Annotated in this window: 15 protein-coding genes; all 15 read right to left on the reverse strand. The window is 51.4% G+C overall.

Translation table 11 applies throughout. The features are described 5' to 3' along the window. Positions 1-2: 2 nt before the first annotated feature. Complete coding sequence (rfbG, locus tag GURA_RS19290; RefSeq protein ID WP_232278946.1) at positions 3-1,202, reverse strand: CDP-glucose 4,6-dehydratase; 1,200 nt, start codon at positions 1,200-1,202, stop codon at positions 3-5. Next, complete coding sequence (gene rfbF / locus GURA_RS19295) at positions 1,166-1,936, reverse strand: glucose-1-phosphate cytidylyltransferase (protein ID WP_011940590.1); 771 nt, start codon at positions 1,934-1,936, stop codon at positions 1,166-1,168. The genes rfbG and rfbF overlap by 37 nt, the downstream gene beginning before the upstream one ends. 57 nt (positions 1,937-1,993) lie before the next feature. Beyond that, positions 1,994-2,608 (reverse strand): winged helix-turn-helix transcriptional regulator, encoded by a 615-nt coding sequence (locus GURA_RS19300; RefSeq protein ID WP_011940591.1) that lies wholly within the window; start codon positions 2,606-2,608, stop codon positions 1,994-1,996. Between the two features lie 84 nt (positions 2,609-2,692). Further along, complete coding sequence (locus tag GURA_RS19305; protein ID WP_011940592.1) at positions 2,693-3,073, reverse strand: DUF2304 domain-containing protein; 381 nt, start codon at positions 3,071-3,073, stop codon at positions 2,693-2,695. Positions 3,074-3,076: 3 nt separating this feature from the next. Continuing rightward, a complete protein-coding gene (locus tag GURA_RS19310; RefSeq protein ID WP_011940593.1) occupies positions 3,077-3,790 on the reverse strand; it encodes a glycosyltransferase family 2 protein in 714 nt (237 codons plus the stop codon). A gap of 14 nt (positions 3,791-3,804) precedes the next feature. Further along, positions 3,805-5,778, reverse strand: a complete 1,974-nt coding sequence (locus tag GURA_RS19315) for a tetratricopeptide repeat protein (RefSeq protein WP_011940594.1) — start codon at positions 5,776-5,778, stop codon at positions 3,805-3,807. A gap of 273 nt (positions 5,779-6,051) precedes the next feature. Next, entirely contained in the window at positions 6,052-7,065 is a 1,014-nt protein-coding gene (locus GURA_RS19320; RefSeq protein WP_011940595.1) for a glycosyltransferase family 2 protein, read from the reverse strand. Beyond that, on the reverse strand, positions 7,062-8,225 hold the full coding sequence (locus GURA_RS19325; RefSeq protein ID WP_011940596.1) for a glycosyltransferase family 4 protein: 1,164 nt from the start codon (positions 8,223-8,225) through the stop codon (positions 7,062-7,064). The genes GURA_RS19320 and GURA_RS19325 overlap by 4 nt, the downstream gene beginning before the upstream one ends. Continuing rightward, entirely contained in the window at positions 8,222-9,253 is a 1,032-nt protein-coding gene (locus GURA_RS19330) for a glycosyltransferase family 9 protein (protein WP_011940597.1), read from the reverse strand. Before GURA_RS19330 ends, GURA_RS19325 begins: the two co-directional genes overlap by 4 nt. A gap of 19 nt (positions 9,254-9,272) precedes the next feature. Continuing rightward, positions 9,273-10,163 carry a glycosyltransferase family 2 protein gene (locus GURA_RS19335; RefSeq protein WP_049818960.1) on the reverse strand — a complete coding sequence of 297 codons (891 nt, stop codon included), beginning with the start codon at positions 10,161-10,163 and terminating at the stop codon, positions 9,273-9,275. After that, on the reverse strand, positions 10,163-11,323 hold the full coding sequence (locus tag GURA_RS19340) for a glycosyltransferase family 4 protein (protein WP_011940599.1): 1,161 nt from the start codon (positions 11,321-11,323) through the stop codon (positions 10,163-10,165). Before GURA_RS19340 ends, GURA_RS19335 begins: the two co-directional genes overlap by 1 nt. A gap of 119 nt (positions 11,324-11,442) precedes the next feature. Then, entirely contained in the window at positions 11,443-12,489 is a 1,047-nt protein-coding gene (locus GURA_RS19345) for a glycosyltransferase family 4 protein (RefSeq protein ID WP_198134494.1), read from the reverse strand. 110 nt (positions 12,490-12,599) lie between these two features. Beyond that, positions 12,600-13,556, reverse strand: a complete 957-nt coding sequence (locus GURA_RS19350) for a GDP-mannose 4,6-dehydratase (RefSeq protein WP_011940601.1) — start codon at positions 13,554-13,556, stop codon at positions 12,600-12,602. Positions 13,557-13,602: 46 nt separating this feature from the next. Next, positions 13,603-17,649, reverse strand: a complete 4,047-nt coding sequence (locus tag GURA_RS23055; protein WP_011940602.1) for a glycosyltransferase — start codon at positions 17,647-17,649, stop codon at positions 13,603-13,605. Between the two features lie 76 nt (positions 17,650-17,725). Then, on the reverse strand, positions 17,726-18,205 hold the full coding sequence (locus GURA_RS19360; protein WP_011940603.1) for a hypothetical protein: 480 nt from the start codon (positions 18,203-18,205) through the stop codon (positions 17,726-17,728). Positions 18,206-18,243: the final 38 nt, after the last annotated feature.

Genomic DNA, 18,243 nt, shown 5'->3' on the forward strand with positions numbered 1-18,243 from the left:
GGCTATACCGTCAGGTATTCCTCCATCTGCTTGAGACAGGCCTCCCGCAGGTCCCGTTTTTCCCGATAGGCCTCCGTCCACTCAACGATGCTGTCCAGCGACCGCTCAAGGCCCCATCGCTGCCGCCACCCCAGTTCAGCCCTTGCCTTGGAGCAGTCGAGCTTCAGGAAGTGGGCCTCGTGGGGATGGTCGCCCATGTCCAGCTCATATGCTGCGCCTTCACCCCACCGGGCGCAGAGCCTCTCCACAATCCACTCAACAGGCCTGGCGTCTTCGTCATGGGGGCCGAAGTTCCACCCGGAAGCAAAAGCAGGACCTTCCTCATAGAGCCGCTGCGCCAGGAGCAGGTAGCCGGAAAGGGGTTCAAGGACATGCTGCCAGGGGCGGATGGCGTGCGGATTCCTGATCAGAATCTTTTCGCCACTCAACAGCGACTTGACGCAGTCTGGAATGAGCCGGTCAACTGCCCAGTCGCCGCCGCCGATGACATTGCCGGCCCGGGCAGTTGCCACGGCTGCGCCGTGGCGTTGAGTGGCTGAACTGTTGAGTTGTTGATTGACAAAATACGACGAGCGATAGGCGGCTGTCACCAACTCCGAACACCCCTTGCTGTTGGAGTAGGGGTCATACCCCCCCATCGGCTCGTTTTCCCGGTACCCCCAGATCCATTCACGGTTTTCGTAGCACTTGTCGGTGGTCACGTTGACCACCGCCTTTACGCGGGGGCAGCTGCGCACCGCTTCCAGCAGGTGAACGGTCCCCATGACGTTGACGGCGTAGGTCTCCACCGGGATTTTGTACGAGTCCCGCACAAGAGGTTGGGCCGCCATGTGGATGACGATATCGGGAGAGGCCTTGACCATCTCCGACTTCAGCCGGTCACCGTCCCGCACATCGGCAATGGTCGAGGCAACAAGATCGTTGATGCCGCACAACTCAAACAGGCTCGGCTCCGTCGGCGGCGCCAGCGCATAGCCAGTCACCTCTGCCCCGAGGGAATGGAGCCACAAAGAAAGCCACGAACCCTTGAAACCTGTATGGCCGGTGAGGAAGATTTTTTTGCCTTTCCAGAACTCCATATCATTCATACATTTTCCGTTTTTGCCATTGAAGATATAAGGCCTTTCACCACCGACCGCCGACTGCCGCCCCCCGACCGTCTTCTCTACCAGATTTTCCACGGCGCTCGGCCGCTGGTCCAAAGCTCCTCCAGGTGCATCTTGTCCCGTAGCGTATCCATCGGCTGCCAGAACCCCGAGTGCTTATAGGCCGCCAGCTGGCTGTCGCGCGACAATCCCTCGAGCGGTTCCTTTTCGAAGACCGTTGCGTCTCCCGCAATACGATCGAGCACCTGCGGCTCAAGGACAAAGAAACCGCCGTTGATCCATGAGCCGTCACCAGCCGGCTTTTCCTGGAATGCCGTCACATTGTTCGCGCCGTCAATGCTCAAGGCGCCGAAGCGGCCGGACGGCTGGGTGGAGGTAACGGTCGCCAGCTTGCCGTGGCGTTTGTGAAAATCAATCAGCTTGGAAATATCAACGTCCGCAACCCCATCGCCGTAGGTCAGCATGAAGGTTTCATCTGCCACATAGGGGGCAATGCGTTTTACCCTGCCGCCGGTCATCGACTCCATGCCGGTATCCACGAGGGTCACCCGCCACGGTTCGGCCTTTTTCTGGTGGACCTCCATGGAATTAGTGCGCATATCGAAGGTAACGTCGCTCATGTGGAGAAAATAGTTGGAAAAGTACTCTTTGATCACGTACCCCTTGAAGCCCAGGCAGATGACGAAGTCGTTGAAACCGTAGTGGGAGTAGATCTTCATTATATGCCAGAGGATCGGCTTGCCGCCTATCTCCACCATCGGCTTCGGCCTTATTACCGTCTCTTCGCTGAGTCTGGTTCCCAGACCGCCTGCCAGAATGACTACTTTCATGGTACGCGCTCCTCTTTTTCGTCTGCATAGTATCGGACACTTCTCCGCTGCCCACAATCACTTATTCTTAGGCCCGTCGGCATGGTATATCATCCCGGGATCGACCCCCAGCCGCAGCAACTCCTGCCGCAACGCAGCCCCCCTTTTCAACGAGGTAACGACAATCCGGTGATTGCCGGACAGAAGCCCCATCGCCAAGGTGGCCACCGGCCTGTCGAAAAAGGTGCCGCCGGCTGCATCATCATCCATGACCGCCACGAGCTCAAGCCCCGTCTCCCCAAGGGAGAGGTAGGCGATCTCCGCCACCTCATCCACCCCGCAGAAGGCGACCTTTCTTATGCCTTGGGCGTGCAGCGAGCGGAACAGGACGAGGTAGTCCTGACGGGCGATGGTATAGAGACTGGAAAAATATCCAAGGTGCTGGTAGGCGAGACGGCTTTTTTCCGCGATCCCCTGGGGGGTCAGGAGGTAGGCGTAACGGTTTCTGGGAAAGTTTTTGACCCTGACGAACCCCTTGCCGACCAGGTTCTTCAGGTAGGAATTGACGAGACCCAAGGCAATGCCGAGCCTTCGGGACAGTTCCCGCTGGGAAATGGGTTCTTCCGTCGATATTTCCGCCATGAGCAGCAAGGCGCGGTAACTGTCCAGGGATTTTTCATCGATATCGTTCACAAAATGAACGATACATCAACCTGGAAAGATTAGCAATAAAAAATCTGGGAACTGGGAACTGGGAACTGGGAACTGGGAAGTCCATTACCGATCCCCGATCCCGGATCCCAGTTCACCGGTTTTCTTCAGTTTCTCGAACTCGTGACGCATGAGCGCATTATCCTGCACAAGGTCCTTCAGCTGGTCGGAGAGCCGGGAAATCTTGATGGAAAACTGCACCGCCAGCAGGATGAGGAAGATGATGGAGCCGAAGAAGAGCGTCGAAGTGGGGAGTTCGGCGCCGACAAGGTGGGTAAGGGCCACCAGCCAGTCGTACTTGATGACCAGGATGAACATGGTGAAGCTGGTGACGAGCCAGAGCACCGAATACTCCTCCCGCAGCCGTTTTTTGCGCACCATTTCGATGGTGAATACGAACACGAGAAGACTGACAACGAGGGCGAATATCTGCTGCTTTATCGGCATTTCCTACCTCCGATACAATTGACGGTTCCTGAGCAGGGTAACGACTATGGAAAGACACATCTTGAACATGTAATAAAGCGGTTTGAAACCGCTGTGCATGGTCTTCCCCGCAGCATTGGCAAACATGCGCACCGGAATTTCCCTGATCCTGAATCCGGCCAGGTTCAGGGTTATCAGCATATCCGCATCGGGATAATCGCAGGGAAAGACGTCGGTGGTGAAAAACCGCATGACGTCGCGGTTAAAGGCCTGGTAGCCGGAAGTGGGGTCGGATATGGTCCGGCCGATCAGGGAGGAGACCAGTTTGCGAAAGAAGAGTATCCCCAGCCGGCGGGAAAAGGATGGACGGTAGCTTTCCACCCCCAGAAAACGCGAACCGACGACAAAATCCGTGTCTCCGGCTACAACCGGCCTCATCAGCTCGGGGATGAATGCCGGGTCATGCTGGCCGTCGCCGTCGATCTGCACCAGGAAGTCGTAACCCTTGGCGTAAGCGAACTTGTAAGCGGTCTGGATCGTCACGCCATATCCCATGTTGAACGAGTGTGAAACGACGATGGCTCCTGCCGCCGCGGCTTCCCGGGCAGTGCTGTCTTTGGAGCCGTCATTCACCACCAGGATATCGAAATCGGGGACAACGCGCCGCACGTTTTCGATGACACGGGCAATCACCCCCCCCTCGTTGTAGGCAGGTATCACGACAATGGTTTTGGACATTCAGAAACCTTTTTTCAATCCGGGAACTGGGAACTGGGAACTGGGTTTTTACCGATCCCCGACCCCAGATCCCCGTTCACTGACTTCAGCAGCTTTGCGGCAAACTCCGGATTCAGCGACTTAAGGATTACATATTGGTCGGTGGCCTTCTGCGTCTCCTTGCTCGCCGCATAGGCCAAGCCCAGATTATAGTGGGCCTCGCTCAGGCGTGGATTCATGGCAATGGATTTTTCATAATTATCTATGGAGTCAGCAAGCTGTCCCATGGAATCATAGGCCAATCCAAGGTTGTTATAGCCGAGGGCAAACCATTCGTTCTGGTATGCGGCGTTCATGCCCATGCTCGCATCAAACAACTCATAGGTCGGGCTGTAACGGCCGGCATAGGTCCCGAGCTGGCCAAGCGCTATGCCGATATTGTTCCACGCATCGGGATGCCCCGGAGAAATGCCTATGGAGCGGATCAACGCAGGTATCGCCTTTTTCGGCTGATGCTTCTTCAAATAGGCATAGGCCAGGTTGTTCCACGGCCGCGACTTGTCGGGGGACTTTGCCGCCACATCCTGCCAGAGGGTCGTCTCGTCCTGCCAGACCATGTTGCGCCTGAAGGTTGCCGTTGCAAGGGAGACGGCGACCAGCAGCAGGGCGATGAATGCTATTCCGGCAATCTGTGGCCTCCGCACAGCCAATCGGTCCACCGCCAGCACCACGGCCGTTGACAGCGCCATGAAAAATCCGATCGACGGCAGGTAGACCCTGTGCTCGAAGATAACGTCAACGATCGGGATGACGCTCGACTCAACCGCCAGGGCGATGAAAAACCAGAAAATGCCGAAGGCTGTGAGGCGGTAAACGGCGGTCGGCGGTCGGTGGTCGGTGGTCGATGGTTGATGGTAAAAGGCGGTCGGAGGTCGGTGGTCGGTGGTCGATGGTGAACTATCCAACGTAGAACGTAGAACGTAGAACGTAGAACGATAAACAAAATAAATCCCCACGCCGAAGATCGCCAGCAGCAGCAGGAAAGAGAGGAACACAGGGGCATTGAAAAAGGAGTGGGCCACCGGAAAGTCATGGTCAAGGTTCTGCCCTACCGGGAAAAACAGCAGCCTGAGATAGGTGACGATCACCCGGAACTGGGTGAAGAGATAGTCAAGCCGTGGCATCTCCGTCTGGACCATGGTTGCCGCCTCCAGCCTCCCCAGGAGCTGTCCCGCCCCGGAGGAGCCGAGCATGCTCAAAGGGATGATGGCCAGGGTGAGGAGAAATGCACCGATGAACATGACCCGCTTGGCGATGCTCCCCCTGAAAAACATGAACTCGTAAAGAATCACCGTGAACGGCAGGGTAAAGGCGATCTCCTTGGTTTTCATGGCAAGGACCGCCGTTAAGAGCGACAGGAGATAGCAGGCTGCGGCAAACAGCTTTCCCCGCCGGCCGCCCCCCCCCTGCTCCAACCGCGCCATGATGTAGAGGACGAGGGAACCAATGTAGAACATGGCTGCAAGTGAAGTGAAGCGCTGGACAATGTAGGTTACCGCCTGGGTCTGGAGCGGATGGGCAACGAAGAGGAGCGCCGCAAACAGCGCAATCGGTCCGCTGAAGCGCCCCCTCTCCCCCTCTTCCGCCGGAGCGAGCAACGGGGTCCTGAAAGTGAGGGTCACCAGGGTATAGACAAGGAGGGCGGTCGCAAGATGGATCGCCAGATTGACCAGATGATAGCCGAAGACATCGAGACCGTTCAGCCGGTAATTGACGGCAAAGGTGAAGTCCCCCACCGCCCGGCTCCCCTTGACGGCGAAGGGGTCGGCGAACGGATCCACGTTTCTCACGACCGGGTTGCCGAGGATGTTGGCAATATCGTCGAAGTTGAAGGTGGCGGTGAAGGTGTTGGAGTAGGCCAGAAGCCCAAGGGAGATAACGAGGAGAAGATGAAGCACGGTCGCAAACCGCGTCCGCCGGTAAACAAAGTCACTGAATCTGCTTGTCATGGATAGAGAGTTCACCCGGAAATCCTGTCAGAATTGAAGGTAATGATCATTTGAAAATAGCAAAAAACTATTTTTGCCACGAATAACACGAAAAGCATCTAATGTATAGGCCCTTTTTGGCGGTCGGCGGTCGGCGGTCGGCGGTCGGAAGTCAACCCATAGGACTACAGTCGGCGGTCGGCGGTCGGAAGTCAACCCATCGACCATCGACCATCGACCATCGACCATCGACCACCGACCACCGACCACCGACCACCGACCGCCGACCGCCTCTCATCTATCCAGCAATTCCTTGAAAGACATCCGGTATCGCTGCAACAGGCGGGCCATCTCCCTGCCTGAGATTCTCCTCTTTTCCATCACCAGCGCCCGTTTTTTCAGCATGGCCGGCGCACCGCACAGTGCGTCCCTGGTCCCTTTGGCGATCGCCTTGAGCAGGGCATTGCGGGAGCCGCTTGCAAGGAATTCCCCACCGGAGCCGCTGGCGAAAATGACCGCCCGCGCCTGCTCCAGGTAGCGGACCAGGGTGAAAAACGGAACCAGCAGCAGCATAGCGAGGGGAAAGCACTTCAACGCCACCCAGTAATGGTTACGTTCCACCAGATAGAGCTTGAACGGCGAAAAGACCCCGCCGGTCCTGGAATACTTGTGATAGACCACCGCCTGCGTGGCGAGGAGCGCTTGCCACCCCGCCAGCCTGCACCTTAGCCCCAGGTCGGTATCCTCGGCATAGGCGAAAAAATCGTCGTCGAAGAAACCGGTCTCGTCCAGCATTGTCCGCCGGTAGAGGGCAACGCAGGCGCTGGGGAAGAGGATCTCCTCAACCTCTGCCATATTCATGGTTGAATAGCGCTTGAGGCGGAACCTCCCGCGGGACATGCCGTCGCGGCAGACGCCATGGCCGAGGGAATCGATCCGGTCCGGCTCGTCAAATGAACAGATCCGGCTCCCCACCATCCCCACCCGCGGGTCGCTGTCCGCCACGGCAACAATGGTTGCCAGCCAGTTTTCATCAGCCCTGGTATCGTTGTTGAGGGCAACGATATACTCGCCCGAGGCATGGGTAAGGCCGACGTTGTTGCCGGTGGCAAAGCCGGTGTTTTCCTTGAGCTCGACGAGCTTCACCCAGGGGTAGCGCTCACGGAGAAACCCTACAGACCCGTCGGAAGAGCCGTTATCGACGATGATCACCTCGAAGTCCTGGAAGCTCTGGGCCGACAGGCTGTCCAGGCAGACAGCCAGGTGCTCCAGGCCGTTCCAGTTGACGATTATTATGGAGACTCTCATTCTTGACGCCCTGCCGACGTGTAAGCCCTTTCCAGGCGGTCGATCACCGCATCCAGACTGTAGTTCTCTTGAACAAAGGCGCGGCCATTCCTTGCCAGTCGCAACCCCAGACCCTGGTCGGTCAGCAACAGAATTACCCCCTCAGCAAAAGTAGTCGGATCGTCGGCCACGAGGAGGTCACGTCCCGGAACCGCGTTGATCCCCTCATTGCCGTAAGTAGTTGTGACAACTGGCGTGCCTGCTGCCAAGGCATCAAGGATTTTGACGATTATGCCCCCTCCTGTCAGAATCGGCGCGACAAATACCTCCGCTTCCTTGTAGCACATGTCTATGTCATCCACAAAACCGGGCACCTCCACCAATGGGTCGTGCTCCGCAAGGGCCGTCAATTCTTCGGGGGGACCGTATCCGGCGATGATGAACCGTGCGTCAGGGATATGCCGCCTGACCAGCGGCAGGACCTCGCGATAGAAGTAGAGCGCCGCATCCACATTGAGCCGGCGATACTTGTAAGATGCGAGAAAAAGGATAGTATGGGGACGGCGGGGATACTCCTTCTCCGTGATGTCCATACCGGCAGGATGGGGAACAACCGTCACTCTCAACCCGGGTTGCATGGCAAGCAGATATTCCCGGTCGTTTTCGGAACGGGTGAAAATCGTGTGGCATTTTTTCATGATCCAGCGTTCAGCGTATTTGACCAATAGATAGAGGAGCAGGCCGGTAACCTTTCCAGCCCCCTTTGCCTGCCCCATCCCCCGCTCAACCGGCTTGGTCATCACATCATGGGCATCGAGAAACAGAGGCGTTTTGCCTCCCCTGATCAGGAGCGCGGCTGGGACCCATTCCACTTGGACCAGATCAAATGCCCCGTCCTCCACCAGCCGATTGGCATAACGACTGAATCCCAGGTAATTGAAAAGCAGCTTCACATTATGCGCCATGTTACGTTTCGCAACTGACGGATAGAAATAAGGATAGATTCCCCTGCAGTATGGTCTGAGTTCGTCAAGTGAGTCCCGTTCCCCCTCCTCGAGCCTGGTGGCCAGGTAAACCTCGTGGCGCAGCGAGAGATGCCTGATTATTTCGTACACATAACGTCCCCCGGCATGATACGCCTTCTCCTGGGGGAGAAACAGGCTGACAATCAAAATCTTCACAGTTGGTGATTTCCTTTGCAATCGTCAAGCAACGCGAGATGAGAATGAAACAGTGCCATGATTCTGTCCGCAGTGATGGTGGAATTGTCAGCATCCGGGCGATAACTGCAGTAATCACCGGCAAGGGAAATAAGTTTCAGGCCAGTACCGAAGGTGCCGATCTCAGCCGCCGAAGTGGGCGCATAGAAGCTAAGATTTTTTGCCCCCTGCGCTATAGCCAGATGGAGCGCCAGACTATCGCTGGTGATAATGTAATCACAGCATTTGATTAAAGCAGCGAACTCAAGGAGCGAGTTGGAGCTTCCCGTGTCCATGAGCCGTTCAGACTTCACTGACTGACGGATCAAACGGTGCCGCTCTTCCTCTTCCGGGCCGCCGAAAAGATAGACCTTGGTTTTCTTCCCATTTACCTGCTGTGCCAGCAGCCTTTCTATCAATTTCACCGTCTCTGCAACGGGTAGTTGTTTTGATATCCATCGCTTACCTGCACCACTGTTGATGCCGATATTGCAGGATGAACGCGGGAACAGCCTCGCTGACCGCTCTTCGATATCAGATGCATTGAAAAATTCCGCAGTCTCAATGGGAATGCCGAGCATATCGGCAAAAATCTCGTTGTGCTCCCGGCAATTTTCTCTCTTCAGGGCGTCTGCCCGTTCCTTGCCAAAACGTGAGATCAATCCCATATCGAACCACTCGGCTCCCTTATCGGTATAAACGGGTCGTCCTTCACACAGACTTGCGCCGATCAGCTGTGCATAACGTAGCCTCTGAAGCAGCCTCAGGATCTCCACCTCCTCATCCAGGGAAATGACGAGGTCAAAAGAAAGCGAGGTGGCGACTCCCTCCAGCTCAGCGGGAGTGATGATCCGGGAGATATGGGGATTGTAGCGCAGCAGGTCTACCGAAGAAGGGGCTGTCAGCCAGTAGATAACCGCTTTACCGTATTTGCGGCGCAGTCCGGGAAGGATGTATGATGTCCTTATGACATCACCGAGCGCGCCGAGCTTGACAATCAGAATGTTCATATCTCATCCGAAAGTATTTTCATAGCCACTCGTACTCTTTGGCGATAAATTTCTTAAGATACACGGTTCTGGCTTTCTGCAGCACCGCCCTGCCAAAAAGCACGGCAATGATTTTTTGCAGCCAGAACAAGGTGAGGGTCTTGTAGTAGCTAAGCAAGAAGCCGGCGTGAAACCGGCTGACGGTCGGGAAATATGTGGCATTGATTTTCCTGCCTTCAGCCAATGACTCCGTATAATTCATGCTCGTCAACCCGGTATCCCGGTAATTAACCAGGAACTCATCCAAGTGGACATACGCGACACCGTTATGTATCGAACGGAGCAGGAATTCATAATCGGCAGCAAACCTGTAGTTGAGGCTGTAGCTGCCGATCTGACGATAAATTTCCTTCGCCACGAACATGGCCTGATGGCACAGGGGCATGCCAAGCCAGTAACGCATATGGGGATATGATTTGTATTTAAGGTGCAGGTCTTCCTGCAGCACATAATTATTGGTATAAAGTATGGAGGGAGAACCAGCAGCGCCATAACTATCGGCCACTCGTTGCAACGCGTTCAGCTCATAATAGTCATCCGCGTTCAACAACCCGATCAAGTCACCCCGGGCCAGGTCAATCCCTTTGTTCATGGCCTCATAAATGCCGTTATCCGCCTCACTGCGCCAGTAATCGATCCGAGCATCGTATTTTTTTATGATATCCAGCGTTCCATCGCTGGAGCCGCCATCGATGATCAGGTATTCGACGTTGCCGTAACTCTGGGTGAGGACGCTGAGGATGGTTTGTTCCAGGTATCTTTCGCCGTTAAGGACAGCGGTCACGACCGTTATCAGCGGTTTATCGCCGCCGGAATCCTTGAAACAGCCTCTCGTCCTCAAGCCCCCTTCCATGGTTTGCATATTCACCATCACCTGGCACCACCCGCAGCCTTCTGATAAACCTCCAGGGTCTTACGCGCCGTATTTTCCCAGTCAAACAGTTTCACCCTCTGCAACCCCTTAACCCTCAACTGCTCTCTGGCTCCTTCGTCATTCCAGACCATCCAGAGCTTGTCGGCCATATCCTCCGGAGAAAGGGGATCGAACTGAATCCCGGCATCACCAGCCACCTCGGGAACGGATGTCGCCGTGGAGCATACTAGCGGACAACCGCAGGCCATGGCCTCCACCAGCGGAATGCCGAACCCCTCGAAGAGCGAAGGGAAAACCATCAGCCGGGCAAGGTTGTAAAGGTACGGGAGTTCATCGGAAGGTAGATAGCCCAAGACCTTCACCGTAGCATCAAGACCGAGCCTGCCGACCTCCCCCTGGATTTCGCCGTGCGCCTGTTTGGCAATGCCGGTAAGGACGAGCTGGCCGTCAAAGCCGCGCCTCTCCTGCAAAATCTTCCAGGCCGCCAGGAGTGTCTTGTGATTCTTATGGGGCCAGCTCGCCGCCGGATAATAGGCAAACGGCCTTTCCAGGCCGTAGCGGAGCTTCAGCTCCGCCAGCCCCACGGCATCGTCAATTACCCGGAATTCGGCGCCGCAACCGGGATAAATCACGTCAATTTTCCCTGCATCAATCCCGTATTTTTCCACAAGACAGTCCTTAACATGCCGGGAAATGGCGATGATCCTGGTCGCCTTTTCAGCAGAAGGGCGGGATATCTGTTTACGGATGGCCAATTCGAGTTTTGAGAAAAACTGCGGGAAATATTCCTGCTGCATGTCAAGAAAGGTCAACACTGAGGGTATCTGGGACCACTGGGGGTTCAGGACAGTGAACGGATGATGAATGACATCGAGCTTTAGCCCTTTCAGTCGCAGGTTTACCAGATCCAGATGGATCATCTTTTTCAGCATGCCACGGATGAGCCAGTTGAGCGAGGGTTTGTCGTAATTGCAGAGCGTAACCCTGAACGAGTCGTTGGAGAGGGGGAACTCGCGGACCTTGCGTGCATCGCACAACAGGGCATAGCTGTTTTCCCTGTCCACCCGCTGCAGATGGTGAACGAGATTCCTGAAATATGTCTCCTGCCCCCCCATCTCGCCGGGAGAAAAATTCAGGGCGCTGATCCCTATATGCATGGTGTTTCAATTCCCGGTGTGGCGTTCATTATCAAAACCGTCTTTATCTCTCTTTTAAAGCAGAGCCATTATTGCGTTTATCAGCGTCCAATAGAAGTTTTAATTCCGAAAGGGTCAAGTCAACCTGCCGTGATTGTTCGGAAAACATCAAGCGTCTCACGGGCGCATTTTTCCCAGGTAAACAATTTTGCCCGTTCACGGCCTCTCTCAATGCAGGTTCTTCTCAACGCCTCGTCGCCAAGGAGACGGGCAATGCCCGCCGCAATGTCCTCAACCGAGTGGGGATAGACCAGCAGCGCGGAGTCACCGGCAACCTCCGGCAGACACGACGCATTCGATGACACCACCGGTACACCACAGGCCATGGCCTCCAGGAGCGGCAAGCCGAATCCTTCATAGAAACTGGGGAACACGAACAAGTCCGCCAGGTTATAGATGACCGGCAGATCCGTTTCGTCCACATAGCCGGTAAAATGGACCTTTTCCCCAAGACCAAGGGTGCGGATGAGTTCTTTCAGACCTTCGTTTTTCCAGCCGGAACCACCGGCAATCACCAGCGTATGACTGAAATCCGGACGAGCGCAGAGTTGCGCATAGGCCCGCATCAACCCATCGAGATTCTTGCGTGGCTGCACAGTGCCAACAAAGAGGATAAACCGGGAAGGCAGCCTGTAGCGGTCCCGCACTGTTGCCTGCAGGTCGGGATCAGGTAGCGGTTTGAATCCTTCATCCACACCAAGATAAATGACCCGGACCTTCTCTTCGGGGACATCAAGAAACCGCATGATATCCTTTTTGGTATTTTCAGAATCAGCAATAAGGAGATGGGCCTTTTTGGCCGCTTGCGGCAGCTCGTTCTTCAAATAGCCGATGTTTACCTCATCCACCGCATCCGGGAAATATTCATGGGCCATGTCATGGATGGTAAGCACGGTTTTGGCCGAGCCGGTAAAAACACCGCGGAAATTTGTCCCGAAAAAGATATCCGCATTGGCAATTTTGATCGATTTGCCAGTAACCTTTGCCTGCAAAAACAGCAGGAAGCGACAAACCGTGATAAAAGGAAATGGTGCCTTGAAGACTGTAAAGAATCTATTGTCGTCAGACAATTCATTGTCCAGCTTGATAGTGTTGTAAAACGGCGACCCACAGAGCGCATCAGTCAAATAATACTCATTTTCAGGGGCCATTTTTAAAAATTGCGTAAGCAAATGGTGGGTATAATAGCCAATTCCGGTTTTTTCAATCATTACCGGGATAGCGTCGACAACAATTTTCATGACTGCAACTCACTGTCCATCATCATCTGCACCACATCTTTCATTGCATACTTTGCCCGCCAGTCAAGTTCCTTGAAAGCCTTGGCAGGGTTCCCTTTGCCAACGGCAATGTCGGTCGGTCTTAGCAGAGACGGATCGGTAACCACATGCTCGCGCCAATCCAGCCCCACACACCTGAAGGTCTCGGCCACAAACTCTTCCAGGGAATGGGTCTCGCCCGTGGCGATGACGAAGTCATCCGGCGTCTCCTTTTGCAGCATGCGCCACATGGCATCCACATACTCCGGTGCCCATCCCCAGTCGCGGCAGATAGAGATGTTGCCCAGGTTGAGTTTTTCACCTCTTCCCGCTGCAATCCGGCAGGCAGCCGACACGATCTTTCTGGTGACGAACCGTTCGGGTCGCAGGGGGGACTCGTGATTGAACAGAATCCCCGAGCAGGCGAACAGGCCGTACGCCTCGCGGTAATTGGCCACTTCCCAGAAGGCGGTTGCCTTGGCCACCGCATAGGGGCTGCGGGGGCGGAACGGTGTTGTTTCATCGGCGGCAGCGCCGCCGGTATCGCCGAAAGATTCACTGGAACCGGCATTGTAAAACCTGATCGGGGTGTTCAGGAACCGGATCGCCTCCAGGATGTTGAGGGTCCCGACGCTGATGCTCTCCAGCGTCTCCACCGGCTGGTCAAAGGAGAGCCCGACCGAACTCTGACCGGCCAGGTTGTACAGCTCATCGGGCTTAATCCTGACCAAGGTCTGCAGGACGCTGCGGAAGTCATTGAGCGCCATGGATTCGACGTTTACCTGGGAACGTATCCCCAGTTTTTCCAGGTTGTAAAAGGTGGACATCTGCGCATCGCGCGCAGTGCCGTAGACTTCGTAGCCTTTACTCACCAAAAGTTGGGCGAGGTATGCGCCGTCTTGGCCGGATACGCCACAGATCAGGGCTTTTTTCATTATTCCATTTCCCTTCCTAACAACATTAGCTAAACAGTTCTTGCTGTCACAAAGAATCAATCAATAGTGTATTTATTTTTTTACCTATCGATTCCCAGGTATAATTATCGGACACTTTTTCAAACCCATTATTCCCCATCAATTTAGCTTTATTAGGATTATCAATAATAAATTTGATAGTATCACAGAGAGAATGCTTAGCTGCCAACAAGCCATTTATTCCATTGTCTACTAATTCTACAAAAGCAGGGCATTTCTCGTTCGCTATAACTGGTTTTTTCATCATCCACGCTTCAAGCACAACAATTCCAAAGCTCTCACTTTCACTCATATTTATTACACACATACATTCTTGAAGAGCTCCCAGAACCACTTTTCTTGCCTGCTCTCCTAAATAAATAGCTTCAGATTTTTCGATAGCTCTGCCATCCTCATTCTTCCCTATTAGCACTACCTCACACACCCTTTTTTCTTGATTCACCTTTTTTACTGCCTCAATAACACAGGAGTAATTTTTAGCTCCAGATTTCCTCCCTAGAACCAGTACAAACGGTAATTCAGAACCATAAAGTTCAGCAAAGGAAGCGCTATCAACATTTTCAAATTCTTCCTTAAACACCCCTCCACCTGGGACATCTCTAGTTTTAGCGTTAATTTTCTCATAGAAGAACGGGATTGACGCTTTTGGAGAAGTTATTACACTGTCAGCACGTTGTAACGCGGTATAATATGAATTCCAGTGATAGAATTCATCATCAAAATGGAAATGGGGCAATAAGACTACCGGTTTGCCATGTTTCTTTGCATAGTTCGTCGCCAGGATTGATGTTTTAAATGGAATGCTGTGCCCAAGCACAACATCGTAGTTTTTTATTTTTGCATCAAGCCATTCTTCTAGCTGCTTTGAATTTGGGCCTCGTGTGGTCTGGAAAAGGTTATCCACAGCAACATCTCTATGTCTTGCAATTTGGATCATCTCTGACACATATTCGTCTAAAAAAAACTCTCGAAGAAAATCACGATAGCATCTGTCAAACTTAATCTCCTTAGCAGTATTACTATTTTCTTTCAGGCATGCCATATGGAAGACTCGGATACCTAAAGGCCGTGGATCGACCTTCTCAACATAAACAGGGTCAATCAATAACTTGATAATCTTCGCGCCCTTCAATTCTAACCTAATGTCAAAAACACCCTTTTGCTTCTGATTGTAAACAAGTTTCTCATCCGCATAAATTTTCAACGATCGTTTTTTGGGACTTAATGCTGATATCAATATTTCATGAGCACCGTCCACAAAGACCAGCGCTTCATTACTCGACCAAATCTCCAAGCGCTCTTCCATTTTTTCTGGAAAATGCCACCCCCCCATAAGGAGTGGTTCAGTATAACGTCCAATATAACGGAGAGAACTTTCAACAAACTCTTTCATCCACACCATAAAGAGTTCTTTTGCATTCCGATACATTACAGAATTCGGCAGTTTATCCGTGGGAAATGTTGTTATTGACACATTATTTTCTTCTAGGAAATGATGTGAATCTACAGAGCTCGTAAATTCCGTTGAGAAGTGGAATTTATTATGAATATCATAAATGTCCGGAGCAACAAGGTGAATAAAGAAAGTACCCAGTGAATCAAGCTGTTTAATAACGTTTAACAAGTACACTTCCGCCCCGCCAAGGGGAGGGTCAGTGAACCGGTATGTCACCACCAAAAGCCTTTTTATGTCAGTATCAAGTAGTCGTGATTGGAGCAGACCGTGGAATCGCTTTGCCAGGAAGGCCCAATCTAAAAATTTCCTTGCATGATCATATCCATTCTGTGACAAAGTCTCCTGCAAGGCTTTATTGCCCAGCAGTTGAGACAAGTTGCTGCTAAATTGGGAGCGTTCACAAACTAATGCATCTCGGTAATGTTCAATGTTGTAGCCTCGGGCCCCCACAAGAGTTGTCACCACAGGAAGCTGATATGCAAAATACTCTGCAAGCTTCAGGTTTGAACCTGACCCACTAAACATTGGATTGATGGCAACATCAGATATCCGTAGGATTACATCCTTATACAGCTCGTCTAGCTTATTAAAAAGAAGAACATTTGAAGGTTTTGGGGTCGTTAAGGTGCCGCAGACAGTACCAACAATAGCAAAATAACAATTCGAAAAAACAGGAGCTAACTCGCCAACAATAAAACTCAGCGCATCTATATTGGGTTTATGCGCGCTACCGATAAACAAAATGATTGGATGACCGTTAAAGATCTCCTTTACACTAGCGTAATCTGTTCCCTGAAAATCGGGATCAATATCCACGCCGTTTTTTACTGTAACAATCTCCGTTCCTACCGGCGCAAGCTTTTTGAGCGAAGGGTGATCATCATCAGAAACACTTACAATGAAACAACTGCGTTTGGCAACTAAGCGTTCTAAATACTCAACCTGTTTTATATGTTTTCGGTAACCATGGCGGCCGGATAACATTGAAGCTTTTAATTCAGTTTCACAGTTCAGGCTCTCGTAGATAACATTTCTATTGGTGATAACCTCGAGCAAACTAGCCATATAAGGATGAACAAAAATAACTACACCTGAAGTACTCTCAATCGTCCTAACTGCCTGCAGCAACAGGTTATTTTTTACGCCCATATACGAATTAACAATGTCTGTAACGTGGACCTGGCAACCTTTATTCTGTTTATGCTCTTCCCTTATATGTTCTGGAGTTTTAGGAAATGACACTTCAACAAAATCAGGAGTAATAGCAGTTTGCTTGAGGTTTCCGGTGTTGTTAAGACAGAAGAGCAAAATTCGGTAATACTTCGACAAATTGACATAAAGCCGATTTATCCTTATTTCACCACCAGAAACTGGATTAGACACTTCAAAATCATTTAAGAGCAAAATAAATGGCTTCTTTTGCTCTCTTTCAAGATGTTCCAAAGCTATATGTACATCCCCAGCTATTTTTTCCCAACTATAGTTAGAATCAATGTAGTTCTGACCAGATGCAGCAACACTATTCAACTCTGATGAATTACTGATGATCATATTCAGTGCTTCAGAGAAGTTATCATGAGTAGCTAGAAAGAAGTGCCTTCTGTCTATGAGGTCCAGACCTCTTGCCCCGACATCAGTAGAGACAAGTGGAATTCCACTTGAGAGAAATTCTAAGGTTTTAAGGTTTGTTCCAGCACCTGAAAACATAGGATTTATTGCAATATCCGCGCTTTCGAATAAGGCATTTTTTTGCTGTTCATCAACTCTGCCACATAAATAAACATTCGGTTTATCGACGCTATTGAAGTTGTCACAGCATGATCCAGCAATATAGAAATCTATACTTGGGCATCTATCGCATAGGCCATAAACTATGAACTCAACAGCCTCAATGTTCGGCGGATGAGCGCTGCCGATAAATATTGCCTTCTTCCTCTCCGACGATGCTGTACGTCGTCCAAGATTGAGTTCTCCCGGAATAATGCCATTTGGAGCAAGTTTGACTTTATTGGCGCAAGCGCCGAATTGATGAATAAATATATCCGCCTCTATTCTTGAAGTTGCAAATACCAAATCAGCTTTGGAAATAAGTCGCTTCTCAAGCTCACAAATATGGTCTATATATTTAGGGGCATTTGGCCCAGTCCACATCTGACTAACTAAAACAGATTCGCTATTATAGCTATTGTATATTCTTGGCTTATTATCAAATCCGAAAAATAGATCATATTCCAGCATATAGGGTGATTCATGAATGATAATATCCGCTTTTGGATATAATTCTAGGTACATGTCATGGTATGCATTTGCTGATTTTGCACTCAAAGAACAAACCAATGCGGAGACCTCAGTCCCTATTTTTTCCTTATCCATCTCAATATGAAGATTATGGTGAATGCTTTCCTTAGGCACACGGCATTCCCGAAAGGTTTGCGAATGTTCTATGAGTTCTCGCTGGTGATGTGAAAACGTTGGAGATAAAAGAGTAACATCATAGAACTTGCTCAAGTAATTATATAAATGGAAATATCTCAATTCACCACCACTTGCGGGCGGGGAAAATGCCGGGAAAAAATTCATGACCAGGATTCTTTTCATGCCTTGTATCCTACTAATACATAATCTTGTTCCATAATTACTCCTTGTAAATCTTTCTGACCTGTTAAATCCGGGTTTACTTTGTGACGCCCTTTTTATACGTCTCAATCTCCTCTCTAAGTTGCCTGATTTCCTCTCTCATCAGACTGAACTCTTTTGCCCTCTCATTATTCAAAACCACCAATCCATCCGTCAACGCTCTGAGAGCACGAGTAGTCTCTTTGTTGAAAGATCGTTGCTGATCTGTAATAAAACTTGCCAAATAGACAACTATTTTACCTACAAGTACTGCCAGCTTGCGGATCGGTCTACAGAATTGTAACATTGGCGTAACTTCAGCACCGGCATTAGCCTTTGCCTCAGCTGACATTATGATAGCCCTGACTGCTGGAGCATTGAAAGTCATACCGTAGGTGCCAGTCATATTTACAGACGTGCCAGGGGAATTATCTACTGGAACAGCTTTACCGCTTAGTTGCAACTCTTCCGTGATTTTCTCCATAATTGTGTCCACATCTATCTCAGGAACGGCTTTATTATTTTGCTGGTCAGACATACTTCTCTCCTTTGTCCTAAATCAACTGATAGTCCTAC

The organism is Geotalea uraniireducens Rf4 (assembly GCF_000016745.1).
Lineage (GTDB): Bacteria > Desulfobacterota > Desulfuromonadia > Geobacterales > Geobacteraceae > Geotalea > Geotalea uraniireducens.